Origin of the sequence: Streptomyces coacervatus, from assembly GCF_029223485.1 — a bacterium.
GTDB classification, from domain to species: Bacteria; Actinomycetota; Actinomycetes; order Streptomycetales; family Streptomycetaceae; genus Streptomyces; species Streptomyces coacervatus.
This window is the reverse complement of sequence record NZ_JARHTP010000027.1, coordinates 100,501-113,416: the sequence shown is the minus strand read 5'-3', so window position 1 is coordinate 113,416 and position 12,916 is coordinate 100,501. Positions and strand designations below refer to the sequence as shown.

At 68.6% G+C, this 12,916-nt stretch carries 11 protein-coding genes, 1 pseudogene and 1 riboswitch; of the genes and pseudogenes, 6 read left to right on the top strand and 6 right to left on the bottom strand.

Annotated features, from left to right (window positions below):
- Window positions 1-182: 182 nt before the first annotated feature.
- Window positions 183-2,039, top strand: coding sequence for a cellulase family glycosylhydrolase (locus P2Q00_RS45165; protein ID WP_275780629.1), 1,857 nt, complete (start codon window positions 183-185; stop codon window positions 2,037-2,039).
- A gap of 72 nt (window positions 2,040-2,111) precedes the next feature.
- Here P2Q00_RS45165 and P2Q00_RS45160 read toward each other — a convergent pair whose 3' ends face one another.
- The gene (locus tag P2Q00_RS45160; RefSeq protein ID WP_275780628.1) at window positions 2,112-3,359 is read right to left on the bottom strand and encodes a YncE family protein; all 1,248 of its coding nucleotides are present in this window, start codon (window positions 3,357-3,359) and stop codon (window positions 2,112-2,114) included.
- A gap of 152 nt (window positions 3,360-3,511) precedes the next feature.
- Here P2Q00_RS45160 and P2Q00_RS45155 point away from each other — a divergent pair, with 152 nt between their 5' ends.
- The gene (locus tag P2Q00_RS45155) at window positions 3,512-4,174 is read left to right on the top strand and encodes a TetR/AcrR family transcriptional regulator (protein ID WP_275780627.1); all 663 of its coding nucleotides are present in this window, start codon (window positions 3,512-3,514) and stop codon (window positions 4,172-4,174) included.
- A 64-nt stretch (window positions 4,175-4,238) separates the two neighbouring features.
- Here the strand turns inward: P2Q00_RS45155 and P2Q00_RS45150 are convergent, their stop codons facing one another.
- On the bottom strand, window positions 4,239-5,465 hold the full coding sequence (locus tag P2Q00_RS45150; protein ID WP_275780668.1) for a glycosyltransferase: 1,227 nt from the start codon (window positions 5,463-5,465) through the stop codon (window positions 4,239-4,241).
- A 239-nt stretch (window positions 5,466-5,704) separates the two neighbouring features.
- On the opposite strand from P2Q00_RS45150, the gene P2Q00_RS45145 reads away from it, so the two are divergent.
- Window positions 5,705-7,672 carry an RICIN domain-containing protein gene (locus P2Q00_RS45145; RefSeq protein WP_275780626.1) on the top strand — a complete coding sequence of 656 codons (1,968 nt, stop codon included), beginning with the start codon at window positions 5,705-5,707 and terminating at the stop codon, window positions 7,670-7,672.
- On the opposite strand, the gene P2Q00_RS45140 is transcribed toward P2Q00_RS45145, so the two are convergent.
- The gene (locus P2Q00_RS45140; RefSeq protein WP_275780625.1) at window positions 7,665-8,015 is read right to left on the bottom strand and encodes a hypothetical protein; all 351 of its coding nucleotides are present in this window, start codon (window positions 8,013-8,015) and stop codon (window positions 7,665-7,667) included. The genes P2Q00_RS45145 and P2Q00_RS45140 overlap by 8 nt on opposite strands.
- Entirely contained in the window at window positions 8,012-9,619 is a 1,608-nt protein-coding gene (gene ctaD / locus P2Q00_RS45135) for an aa3-type cytochrome oxidase subunit I (RefSeq protein WP_275780624.1), read from the bottom strand. Before ctaD ends, P2Q00_RS45140 begins: the two co-directional genes overlap by 4 nt.
- A gap of 105 nt (window positions 9,620-9,724) precedes the next feature.
- Here ctaD and P2Q00_RS45130 point away from each other — a divergent pair, with 105 nt between their 5' ends.
- Complete coding sequence (locus P2Q00_RS45130; RefSeq protein ID WP_275780623.1) at window positions 9,725-10,276, top strand: RNA polymerase sigma factor; 552 nt, start codon at window positions 9,725-9,727, stop codon at window positions 10,274-10,276.
- Entirely contained in the window at window positions 10,269-11,300 is a 1,032-nt protein-coding gene (locus P2Q00_RS45125; protein ID WP_275780622.1) for a CU044_5270 family protein, read from the top strand. Before P2Q00_RS45130 ends, P2Q00_RS45125 begins: the two co-directional genes overlap by 8 nt.
- Here the strand turns inward: P2Q00_RS45125 and P2Q00_RS45120 are convergent.
- A pseudogene (locus P2Q00_RS45120) lies at window positions 11,301-11,789 on the bottom strand (tetrahydrofolate dehydrogenase/cyclohydrolase catalytic domain-containing protein); the annotation flags it as partial.
- Window positions 11,747-11,830: riboswitch (ZMP/ZTP riboswitch) on the bottom strand. It overlaps the preceding pseudogene by 43 nt.
- A 243-nt stretch (window positions 11,831-12,073) precedes the next feature.
- Window positions 12,074-12,439 (bottom strand): nuclear transport factor 2 family protein, encoded by a 366-nt coding sequence (locus tag P2Q00_RS45115; protein WP_275780621.1) that lies wholly within the window; start codon window positions 12,437-12,439, stop codon window positions 12,074-12,076.
- Window positions 12,440-12,622: 183 nt separating this feature from the next.
- On the opposite strand from P2Q00_RS45115, the gene P2Q00_RS45110 reads away from it, so the two are divergent.
- The gene (locus P2Q00_RS45110) at window positions 12,623-12,913 is read left to right on the top strand and encodes a hypothetical protein (protein ID WP_275780620.1); all 291 of its coding nucleotides are present in this window, start codon (window positions 12,623-12,625) and stop codon (window positions 12,911-12,913) included.
- Window positions 12,914-12,916: the final 3 nt, after the last annotated feature.

The following is a 12,916-nucleotide window of genomic DNA, read 5'->3' as shown; positions in this document are numbered from 1 at the left end:
GCAGATGGCTCATTGGTTGAGCGTTAATCCGTTTTCAAGGTCGAGCGGGGCCCGGACCACGGCGCCGACGTCCGGGCGGACCCGGTGGGGGTCGGCCGGGAAGGGGTACAGCCAAAATCCCGATACTTACTCAAGAGTCAGAAGTATTGACGGTGTCAGGACATCACCGGACTGTAGTGAACATGCCGAATATCCGGACACGTCTGCTCCTTGTGCTGGTTGTCCTCTTCGGATCTCTGACGGTGGCGGGTGCGCCGTCCGCCACCGCCGCGACCCTTCCCGACTCCCTCTGGTTCGATGAATCACCCCTGACCGTGCAGAACGGCAGATTCGTCGACGGCAACGGCCGCGAGGTCGTGCTGCGCGGCTACAACGTCTCCGGCGAGACCAAGCTGGAGGAGAACGGCGGACTGCCCTTCGCCTCGGTCGCCGACGCCAAGAAGTCCGCGACCGCGCTGCGCGCCCTCGGCGGCGGCAACTCGGTCCGCTTCCTGCTCTCCTGGGCGCACGCCGAACCCACCCGCGGCAGGGTCGACACCACCTACCTCGCCGCCGTCACCGACCAGATGCGTGCGTTCCTCGACGCAGGCATCCGCGTCTACCCCGACTTCCACCAGGACCTCTACTCCCGCCACCTCTTCAACACCGGCAGCTGGTACACGGGCGACGGAGCACCCAAGTGGGCCGTGGCCCTGGGGAGTTACCCGACGGAGTCCTGCGGGATCTGCCTCTTCTGGGGCCAGAACATCACCCAGAACCAGGCCGTGACCAAGGCGCAGTACGACTTCTGGCACAACAACTACGGCCTGCAGGACGCCTTCCTCGACACCGCACAGAAGACCATGGCGTACGTCGAACAGCACCTGAGCGACGCGGAGTTCACGGGTGTCGTCGGCTTCGATCCCTACAACGAGCCGTATGCCGGCAGCTACGACTCCGGCCAGACCAGCCGCAGTTGGGAGCAGAACCTGCTGTGGCCCTTCTTGCAGAAGTTCCGGGCCCGGATGGACGCGGCCGGCTGGCAGGACAAGCCCGCCTTCGTCGAACCGAACCTCTTCTGGAACGCCAACATCGACTCCCAGAAGCAGGAGGGCGGGCTGTTGGATGCCGGAACGCTCGGCCCGCGTTACGTGTTCAACACCCACTTCTACGACCAGAAGGCCATCTCCGGGGTCCTGATGTGGGGCAATGCGTCCGACGGGCAGTACTCGACGGACTTCGGGACGATCCGCGACCGGGCGTCGGCCGCCGGGACGGCCGCAGTGGTCAGTGAGTTCGGCCATCCGCTGTCGGGAACGGTGTCGGGCAAGGCACCGACGGTCGACAAGGCGATGTACCAGGCCCTCGACTCCCGTCTGCCCGGCTCCAGTTGGTGGTCCAACCCGGCAGGCTCAGGCCCGGTGCTCTCCGGCAACCAGTGGCAGTGGGACATCTACAACGGCCGCCACCACGAGCTGATGAACGACAACCCCGACAAGGTCCAGACCTCCGGCGACGCCTGGAACGACGAGGACCTCTCAGCCGTGAAGCTGGACGACTCGGGCGCGGTGACACTCCGTCAGGACGCCCGGCTCCTCGACCGCGTCTACCCGAGCGCGACGGCCGGTACGACGCTCGCCTTCACCTACGAGGACCGCTCACGCGATGGCTCGACGACCCTGACCTGGAATCCGGTGCCGAGTTCGCTGCCGAACGTGTCCCAGCTGGTCGGCTCCGGCCAGTACGGGCTGCTGGTGTGGAAGTCGGGCAGCGGCTCGGCTCCCACCGAACTGCATCTGCCCGCCTCCTTCCCGAGGTCGGCGACCACCGTGGTCTCCGACCTCGGCACGGTGTACGGCCCGCCGGCGTACTCGACGTCGACACCGGTGGCGGCCGCCCCCGAACCGGGCGGCACGGGCAGCAGGCGCCTCCTGCTCACCGACTCGGACTCCGGTGTCCTGCACTATGCGCTGGTGACCAACGGGGCGACGGCACCGTCGGCGAGCCTGCTCGGTGCGGCGAAGTCCGAGCTGGCGGCCTGGGCGGCGGCGCACTTCTGACGGAGGGCACTCGGGCGGGCCGATCCGGAGACCTTCTCCGTCACGCCCGCCCGAGGCTCTGTGCCGGGGAACTCAACTGCCGGACGTACCCGACCAGTTCGCCTCCACATGCCCCAGTCGCACCCGCTGCGGATGGTCCCCGACCGGCACGGATGTGACCTTCTGCCCGGTCGCGAAGTCGATCGCCGTGACCTGGTCGGCGCCGCTCTCGGAGATGATGCAGTCCTTGCCGTCGCCGCTGACCGTGGCCCAGTAGGGCTTGGAGGCGGTGACCAGCGGACCCTCCTGGAGGGTGGCGCGGTCGACGACGGTCGCGTAGTTGTCCATCGTTCCGGCCACGCACAGCTTGGTGCCGTCGGGGCTCATCGAGATGCCGTGGTGGCGCGAGTCCAGCAGCCAGGTGGTGCGGTCGGTGCTGGTCGCCGGGTTCTCCGGCAGCGTCTTCACCCGGGTGATCTTGTCGGCGGCGATGTCGTACTCCAGGAAACCGTTGAAGAACGACACCTGGAAGTACATCTTCGACCAGTCGGGCGTGAACGCGGCAGGCCGCACCGCGTCGGAGAAGTTGGTGAGGCCGATCGCGTCCAGCCGGTCGCGCATGTCGATGACCTTGACCGTCTTGTACGTCGTGGCGTCGACGACCGTGATGTGCCGGTCGCCCTTCGTCCAGTCCATCGACGGGTCGTCCAGGGAGGTGGTGACCTCGCCGATCGCCATGTTCCAGATGTACTTGCCGCCGTTGGTGAAGACGTTCTCGTGGGGCTTGTCGCCGGTACCGAACTCGCCCAGTTCCTTGCCGGTGTTGATGTCGAGGACCTGCACCTTGTTCGCGGTGGACGCCGAGACCGCGACCTTGGTGCCGTCGGGGGAGACAGCCATGTGGTCGGCGCGGTAACCGGCCACCGGGAAACGCCAGTTGATCCTGTCGGTGGCCAGGTCGATCGAGACGACGTCGGCGAAGCTGGGGCGGGAGACGACCACGGACCTGCCGTCAGGGGTGGAGTACATGTCGTCGACGTACTGGTCGTGGCCCTGCCCGACCTCGTTGCGGATCGCCGTGTAGTAGATCCACTTGATCGGGTCGGCATTGATCTCGGCGATCCGCGCCGCCTTGTCGGGAACGACGTTGATCTCGCCGACCTTGGCGAAGTCGCCGGAGGACTTCAGGACGGTTGCGGTGCCGTCCCAGTTGTTGCCGACGAACAGCACCTCGCGCAGCGCCGCGGACGAGTCCGCGGTGGCCGCGGTGGCCGGAGCGGTGATGGTCAGGACGAGGGCGGCGGCCACGGAGCAAAGGTGCCTGGGTCTGAAGGCAGGCATGACTGCTCTCTCCTCTGAGGGGATGGGAACGAAGCCAAATCTGAAAACAAGCGCGTTCAGATTCTTACTTACTGGAAAGTAAGGAAGAGGTGCCCTTCTCCACAAGACTGCGTACACGACAAAATTGGCGGTCGGACGACAAGGGAGGTTCAGTGGCGGGAAGGCTCAGGGCGCCGACCGGACGCTACGGCGGCAAGACCGCCTCGGAACGGCAGGCCGAGCGGCGCAGGAGATTCCTCGACGCCGCGCTCGAACTCTTCGGCGGCGATCCCGGCTACCGCGCGACCACGGTCGCGGCACTGAGCGAGGCCGCGGGCCTGTCGACACGCCAGTTCTACGAGGAGTTCCGCACCCTTGAGGATGTACTGGCCGCGCTGCATCTCCAGGTCAACGACTGGGCCGAGGAGGCCGTCCTGACCGCGTTCGCCGAGGCGCAGGGCCTCCCGCTCGCCGAGCGCGTCACCGCGATCTTCCGGGCCTACGCCGCGAACGTCACCGGCGATCCACGCCGGATCAGGATCACCTTCGTCGAGATCATCGGCGTGAGCCCGCGCCTGGAGGAACAGCGCCTGGCCCGCCGCTCCCGCTGGGTGGACCTGATCTGCGCCGAGGCCGACACCGCCGCCGCCCACGGACAGGCCGCCCCGCGCGACTACCGCATCGCCGCCACTGCCTTCATCGGCAGCGTCAACGGGCTGCTCCACGACTGGAGTGCCGGATGGGTGAACGCGACGCTCGACGAGGTGGTGGACGAACTGGTCCAGCAGCTGCTGGCGATTCTGCGTCCGCCGGGGTGGGACGCGCCGACCGACTGAGTGGGGTGCGCCGCTGTCGGGGCCGCCGGCCGTGGTGCGCGGGTGCCGGGCGGCGTGCGCGCGATCAGCCGGTCCCGTTCACCGCGGCCAGCACCGGAGCCACCCCGTCCTCGTCCCGGATCCGCGCCCCCAGCTCCGCCGCGCGCCGCGCGAACGCCGGGTCTCGGGTGGCCCGCATCAGCGCCGTGGCCAGCGTGTCGGGGGTGAGGTGGCGCAGCGGCAGGGTGCGTGGGGCGACGCCCAGGGCGACCAGGCGGGCGGACCAGAAGCCCTCGTCGAACTGGATCGGAACCGGCACGGCCGGCACCCCGGCGCGCAGACCCGCCGCCGTCGTGCCCGCGCCCGCGTGGTGGACCACGGCGGCCATGCGGGGGAAGAGCGCGGAGTGCGGGACCTCGTCGACGGTCAGCATGTCGTCGCCGGAGGCCGCCAGGCCGGCCCAGCCGCGCTGGATCACTCCGCGCAGCCCGGCCCGGCGCAGAGCGCGCACGATGCAGATGCTGAGCCGCTCGGGGTCGGGCACGGTCGCGCTGCCCAGGCCCACGTACACGGGTGCCGGTCCAGCGGCGAGGAAGTCCTGCAGCACGGAAGGGAGTTGAGCCTCTGAGTCGTACGGCCACCAGTATCCGGTCACGGCCAGACCCGGCCGCCAGTCGTACGGCCGTGGCACCACCAGCGGGCTGAATCCGTGCAGCACCGGCCGCTCCGTCCGGTCTCGGTCCCGCCATGCCGCGGCGGCAGTCGCACGAGGCAGTCCCAGCCGCTCCCGTACGGCAGGCAGTGCCCCCGCGAAGACCTGCTCCACGGCCAGAACCACCCCGTGCCCGGCGATCCGGTTGCCCACGGCTCCGAGGGAGCGAGCCCCCAGCATCGGGGGCCCGAACTCCCTTGTGGGGGCAAGGGGTTGAAGAGGCACATCGAGATACGGCAGGGACAGGCCCTCGGCGATGGTGCGCCCCAGCGGCCCCACCGAGCCGGACAGCAGCAGCATGTCGGCCGACCGGGCGGCCGCCACGAGATCGTCCGTCATCCGCCCGACCAGCGCCCGCGCCATCGCGACCACCCGCACCAGCTTCCCCGCACCGGACGCACTGCGATGCAGCCTGCGCCCCCGCGATGACTCCAACTCGGCCCGGGGGTCCACCGGCAGCGGATGGAAACGGACCCCCGAACCTGCCACCAGCGGTTCGAACCGGGCATGCGTGACCAGAGTGACCTCATGCCCGGCACGGGAGAGCCCATGTCCGAGTCCGGTGTACGGGGCGATGTCACCCCGGGATCCCGCCGTCATGATCGCTACGCGCACGATGGCCAGTATGGCGCCACCGGGCGCCGCCGAGCGAGAACACCCCGTCGAGAAAGGCCACTTCACGCTTGTCACTTCCGTTGACTTGACGCTCCCTGTGGCTCTACTTTCGGCCCGCGATGCGTTCGATTCACCGATCCTTGTTCGAGATATCGAATGGATTGCCTGTGTGTCCTGTCCCTACGGAAGCCGGGGCCCTCCCCCCTCATCACCTACGGAGCCGCATGTACCCCCCTCCGCGCTCGACCCACAGAGGTCTCGTACGCCGCTGCAGAGCCGCCGCCGTACGTCTCCTCGCCCTCGCCCTCACCGCGGCCGCCGCGCTCCTGTTCGCGGCACCCGGCCCTGCGCAGGCGGCGACGACCCGTCAGATATCCGTGCCCACCGCCCCCATGGGCTGGGCCTCCTGGAACAGCTTCGCCTCGAAGATCGACTACAACGTCATCAAGCAGCAGGTCGACGCGTTCGTCGCGGCGGGGCTGCCGGCGGCCGGCTACAAGTACATCAACATCGACGAGGGCTGGTGGCAGGGCACCCGCGACAGTGCCGGCAACATCACCGTCGACACCAGCGAGTGGCCCGGCGGCATGAGCGCCATCGCCGACTACATCCACAGCAAGGGCCTCAAGGCCGGCATCTACACCGACGCCGGCAAGGACGGCTGCGGCTACTACTTCCCGACCGGCCGCCCCGCCGCCCCGAACACCGGCAGCGAGGGCCACTACGACCAGGACATGCTCCAGTTCTCCAAGTGGGGCTTCGACTTCGTCAAGGTCGACTGGTGCGGCGGCGACGCCGAGGGACTCGACGCGGCGACGACGTACCAGTCGATCAGCGACGCGGTCACGAAGGCGACGGCCACCACCGGCCGCCCGCTCACTCTCTCCATCTGCAACTGGGGCAAGCAGAACCCCTGGAACTGGGCACCGGGCCAGGCCCCGATGTGGCGGACCAGCACGGACATCATCTACTACGGCAACAAGCCGTCGATGACAAACCTGCTGTCCAACTTCGACCAGACCCTGCACCCCACCGCGCAGCACACCGGCTACTACAACGACCCGGACATGCTGATGGTCGGCATGGACGGCTTCACCGCCGCCCAGAACCGCACCCATATGAACCTGTGGGCCATCTCCGGTGCACCACTCCTCGCCGGCAACGACCTGTCCACCATGACCTCCGAGACCGCCGGGATCCTGAAGAACCCCGAGGTCATCGCCGTCGACCAGGACCCACGCGGACTCCAGGGAGTCAAGGTCGCCGAGGACACGACCGGGCTGCAGGTCTACGGCAAGGTGCTCGCCGGCAGCGGCAACCGCGCCGTGACCCTCCTCAACCGCACCTCCTCCGCCCAGAACATCACCGTCCGCTGGTCCGACCTCGGCCTGACCAACGCGTCCGCGACCGTGCGTGACCTGTGGGCCCGCGCCAATGTCGGCTCCTACGGCACGAGTTACACCACCAGTGTTCCTGCCGGGGGCTCGGTCATGCTGACGGTCACCGGGGGGACGGAGGCGTCGAGCAGCACGTACACCGGCACCTCCGGCTTCTCCGGTGTGGTCGCCGGGAGCACCGGCGTCAAGGTCGTGGACGTCTCGTACACGAACAACACGTCCACGGCACGCACCGGCACCCTCAAGGTCAACGGCCAGGGCGCCACCACCATCTCCTTCCCGCCGACCGGCTCCAGCCCGGGCACGGTCTCCGTCGAGGTCGGCCTGTCCAAGGGCTCGGCCAACTCGCTCACCTTCTCGGGGGCACCGACCCTCGACTCGATCACGGTCCGGCCGCTGCCCGGCGCGAACGGCGCCCAGGTCGTCGGCAAGCAGTCGGGCCGCTGCCTGGACATCTACAACAACACGATCACCAACGGCACCCAGGCCGAGCTGTGGGACTGCAACGGCGGCCAGAACCAGGCCTGGACGTACACCTCCCGCAAGGAGCTCGTGGTGTACGGCAACAAGTGCCTGGACGCCTACAACCTCGGCACGACCAACGGCACCAAGGTCGTCATCTGGGACTGCAACGGCCAGAACAACCAGAAGTGGACCGTCAACAGCGACGGCACCATCACCAACGTCAACGCGGGCCTGTGCCTGGACGCCTACAACGCGGCCACTGCCAACGGCACCTCCATGGTGTTGTGGTCCTGCGGGACAGGCGACAACCAGAAGTGGACGCTCAACTAGCGCCGGCCCAGGCGATCGGCAACAGCAGGACGCCGACGGCCGCGACCGCGGTGCACGCCAGCAGCCAGCCGGCCAGCAGGCGGCGCCGCAGTCCGCGGTAGGCCTCCTCGTACTCGCCCCGCAACTCGCGGGCACGCTCCGCGGAGCGCTGCCACGAGGCGCGGGCGAGTGCGAGGTACTCCGTCTCGAACCGGCGCTCCACATCCTCCCGTTGAGCCTGCGTCAGCCAGTCGAACGGGGCGCTGAAACGCACGGCGGCCGTACGTCCCTCCTCGCGGGCGGCGGCGATCAGCAGGTGCCCCTCGATCTCATTGAGGAGCACCTGCGCGTCCTCGTTGCTCATGGCGCGGTCAACTCCCTTTCCGGGGCAGGGGATCCGGGATGGTGCAGGTCGAAAGCAGGGGATTCGCTGCGGATCTGGGGGAGCGCCACGAAGTTGTGCCGTGGGGGCGGACAGGAGGTCGCCCACTCCAGGGAACGGCCGTAGCCCCACGGATCGTCGACCTCGACCTTCTCGCCGTATTGCGCGGTCTTCCAGACGTTGTAGAAGAAGGGCAGGAACGACATCCCGAGGAGGAACGAGAAGATCGTCGACACCGTGTTGAGCGTCGTCAGGCCCTCCACTGCCAGATAGTCGGGAATCCGGCGCTGCATTCCGTTCACCCCCAGCCAGTGCTGGACCAGGAAGGTGCCGTGAAAGCCGATGAACAGCGTCCAGAAGGTGATCTTACCGAGGCGTTCGTCGAGCATCTTGCCCGTGAACTTGGGCCACCAGAAATGGAATCCGGAGAACATGGCGAACACGACGGTGCCGAAGATGACGTAATGGAAGTGGGCGACGACGAAGTAGGTGTCGGAGGTCGGGAAGTCCAATGGCGGTGAGGCGAGCATCACGCCGGTCAGGCCGCCGAAGACGAACGTGATCAGGAAGCCGGTCGCCCAGAGCATCGGGGTCTCGAAACTCAACGACCCCTTCCACATCGTTCCGATCCAGTTGAAGAACTTCACGCCCGTCGGTACGGCGATGAGGAACGTCATGAAGGAGAAGAACGGGAGCAGTACACCGCCGGTGACGTACATGTGGTGGGCCCACACGGTCACGGACAGACCCGCGATGGCGATCGTCGCGCCGATGAGGCCCATGTAGCCGAACATCGGCTTGCGGGAGAACACCGGGATCACTTCGCTGATGATTCCGAAGAACGGCAGCGCGATGATGTACACCTCCGGATGGCCGAAGAACCAGAAGAGGTGCTGCCACAGCAGGGCGCCGCCATTGGCCGCGTCGAAGACATGCGCACCGAATTTACGGTCCGCCTCCAGCGCGAACAGGGCGGCGGCCAGTACCGGGAATGCCAGGAGTACGAGAACGCCGGTAAGCAGCACGTTCCACACGAAGATCGGCATGCGGAACATGGTCATGCCCGGCGCGCGCATGCAGATGATGGTGGTGATGAAGTTGACCGCACCGAGGATCGTGCCGAAGCCGGAGAAGGCCAGACCCATGATCCACAGGTCGGCGCCGACACCCGGCGAGCGGACCGCGTCCGACAGCGGGGAGTAGGCGAACCAGCCGAAGTCGGCCGCACCCGAGGGGGTGAGGAAGCCGCCCACCGCGATCGTCGAGCCGAAGAGATAGAGCCAGTAGGCGAGCATGTTCAGCCGCGGGAAGGCCACATCCGGGGCGCCGATCTGCAGCGGCATGATCCAGTTGGCGAAGCCGGCGAACAGCGGCGTCGCGAACATCAGCAGCATGATCGTGCCGTGCATCGTGAACGCCTGGTTGAACTGTTCGTTCGACATGATCTGCAGGCCCGGACGGGCCAGTTCGGCGCGCATGAGCAGAGCCATCACGCCGCCGATCAGGAAGAACGCGAACGACGTGACGAGATAGAGCGTCCCGATCGTCTTGTGGTCGGTGGTCGTCAGCCACTTGAGGTGCCTCATGCCCCGCCTGTGTCCGCTCCGGGTACGCCGGTCACACTCGGGTGACGCGACGAGAATCACGGAAACGGGTGTGACGATCCGGATGGTGCCGGACACGAACGGAACATGAGCAACGACGAGATCTTCGCCGCTGCCTATCGCGAGCACTACTGGGCGGTCAGCCGCTATGTCGCGCGGCGACTGGACGGGCGGACCAGCGAGGTGGAGGAAGTGGTGGCGGAGGTGTTCACGGTCGCCTGGCGACGCCGGGCCGACCTGCCGGGGTCCCCCCTGCCCTGGCTGTACGGCGTGGCCCGCAACTGCCTGGCGAACGCGGTACGCGGCTACGGGCGGCGCCGCCGGCTGGTCGACCGGCTGGGCAATGACGAGACCGCGCACGGCCGGCAGATCGTGGCGAGCCCCGACGCGGAGACCCCGGGCTCCTGGGTGCACGACGCCCTGGCCCGCCTGTCCGAGACCGACCAGGAGGTGCTGCGCCTGACGGCGTGGGAGGAACTGGGCGTCGACGAGGTCGCCGTCGCCCTCGGCTGCGGCAGCCGGGCCGCATCGATGCGGCTCCATCGCGCCCGGCGCCGGCTGAGAGCCGAGATAGACCGCATGCGCCCCACCCCGCCCTCCGCCGATGCGATCCCCGCGAAGGAACACGGCCATGGCTGACGAACTCGAACTCCTGCGCCGCGCCGACCCGGTGCCGGTCGACGGCCCTCACTACGGCGACGGACCGCTGGACCACCGCGCCGAGCGGCGCCTTGAAGAACTGCTGCACGGGCGCCCCGCGGACCGCCGCACGCGGCTGCGCCGGCTGCGGGCGCGACTCCCGAACGGCGGCCCGGTCCGTGCTCACCGCGCCCGGCTGGCCTGGGGGCTCGCCGCCACGGCCGTCGTCACCGCCGTCACGCTGACCCTGGTCGTCAGCGGCCCCGGCACGCCGCCGGCCGTGGCCGCGCCGCGCCCCCTGGTCGTCCAGGCCGACTCCACCCCCGTACCCCTCGACGCGCTGGCCGACCGCGCACAGCGCCAGGCCACGGCCGAAGGTGCGCCGCCGCTGCGCAAGGGCACGCACGTGCAGTCCTGGAGCCTCGGCATGAGCGACTCGGAGCCTCCGATCACGCTCCCGACGGAGCGCGTCGTGCGCTGGAAGGCCGACGGCAGCCACACCGAGCTCGTGGTGGCGACCGACCCGCGCCACCCGGGCCGGCCCGTCCTCGACGACGGCGGTGGCGATCCGCACCTGGTCGAGGACGGCCATGTGCTCACCAGGCAGACCTATCCGCCGAGCTGGAGCGACGCACCGCCCGAGTCGCCCCCGCCGCACGACGTCGCCGGGCTGCGTGCCTACCTCCAGGAGGCCGCGTCCTACCACACCAAGCTCACGACTCCCGAACTCCTCGACGCCGTAGCCGAGTTGCTCGACCACTGGACGCTCGGTGCCCGCGAATCGGCGACGGTGGCACGGCTCCTCGCGGACACCCAGGGGCTGCGGCAGGCCGGGCAGGTGACCGACCGGCTCGGGCGGCGCGGTCAGGCGTATGTGTACGACGCTCCCGGCACCCGCCGGATGCTGATCATGGACCCGTCCACCGGTGCCGTACTCGGCCTGGAGACCACCTTCACCAAGGCGGAGCCCGAGTACGGCGTCGAGGCCGGCGATGTCATGGACTACAACGCCTGGATGCGCTGATCACACGCCGAGCTGCCGGGCGGCGGCGTCGACGGTCTGCTCCAGCAGCGTGGCGATCGTCATCGGACCGACGCCGCCCACGATGTCCGCCTCCCGGACCACCGACGACAGGTCCCGGGTACGGGAGTGGCAGTACGTCATCGCTTCCCGGACACGTCGACGTCGTTCTCGTCGGGCAGCCGCATGATCCCGCCCGACGTGCACGAGACGAAACCCGGCAGGCCGAAGCTCATCGTGGCGAAGGACGCGAAGGTGACGCCGTCGACATCCTTCTCAGGGGCGATCGCCTCGAATGCGGCCCGCTCGTCGATGTGTTCGCCCATCGGGTGCTGCAGCAGGATGCCGTGCACGTCGGGGTCCCTCGACAACGCGCACAGTGCGCCGACGAGTTCCTCGGTCGTCGTGGCGGCGAAGTTCCACCTGGCGCGACTCGATGCCGGTCTTGCGGCAGCGGTCCAGGCGCACGGCATCGACTCTTCGGGGCCGCTCCTCGGTGGTGCTCCACCTCAGCGCCAGTCACGGACCGCCCTCAGGCTGACCGAGCCCCACGGCGGTCGGGAGCCGCTCTCACCGATGCAGGACACGCCGCTTCCGAGGAGCAGGAAGCGGGCGGGACCGCCTCGCTCTGAGCACCGACCGCAGCAGGGCGACGGATGCCAGCCGTCGTGCCGTGGCGGGCCGAGGCTTGGCCGGACGTACTCGCCCGAGGGCCGCACGGGCCGAGAAGGTCCAGGTCAAGTGGGAAGTGAACTGGACCCTCCCGGTTCTGCCTCCTACTCGTCCCATGCCTGGATCAGGACCTCTTCGGCGATCTTGCCGTTGCGCAGCGTGATCATCGACTCGGCCAGGACGCGTGTCCCGTCCGCGTACTGGCAGGACTGGCTGTAGGCGGCGTGGTCGCCCTGGATGATGCACTGGTCCACTTTGTGCGTCATGTCGCGGTTGTAGATGTCGTTGAACAGTGCGCCTATTTCGTCGCGACCGTGCAGGACCCTGGGCTTGCTGGGCTGCGTGTTGCGGTCCACGATGCGCACTTGCGCGTCGTCGGCGTAGAGCGACAGAAGATCTGCCGCGGTGTGTCCCTCGACACCCCGGCGCAGGGTGTCGGCATTGAAGGCGGGGGTTGCCGTGGTGCCCATGATGACCTCCCTCGAGGGCCGCGGCCCGTTGAGGAGCGGGCCGCGAAGGGCCTTTCCTCCGAGACTCCTCCGCCGCGGCAGCCTCGGCAAGCGCAGCCGGACCGCAGCCGGACCGCTGCCCCTGATGGGTGAGTGGCGTGGCAGAGCCGTGACCGGCGGAGGCCCGGTGCCGTTGTGGGGAGCATGATCTCAACACGACGTATCGTCGCTGCCGTTGGTCTCGCCGCAGGAATCACCGCCCTTGCCGCCCCGCTCGCGTGCGCGTCCGATGCGACCATTCAGAACAAGGATGCGAGCCAGCTCAACCCGATCTCCACGCTCGATGCACTCGCCCAGAGCGGCATCCCGGCGGAGCGCAGGTCAGAGGTGCCGCGCCCGTCCGAGCAGCTGCAGCAGCTGAACCGCCTCAACAACCTCGCGCAGATGGGCCGGGTCGCCCGCATGGGGACTCCTGGCGGGCTGCCGGGCTTCTAGCAG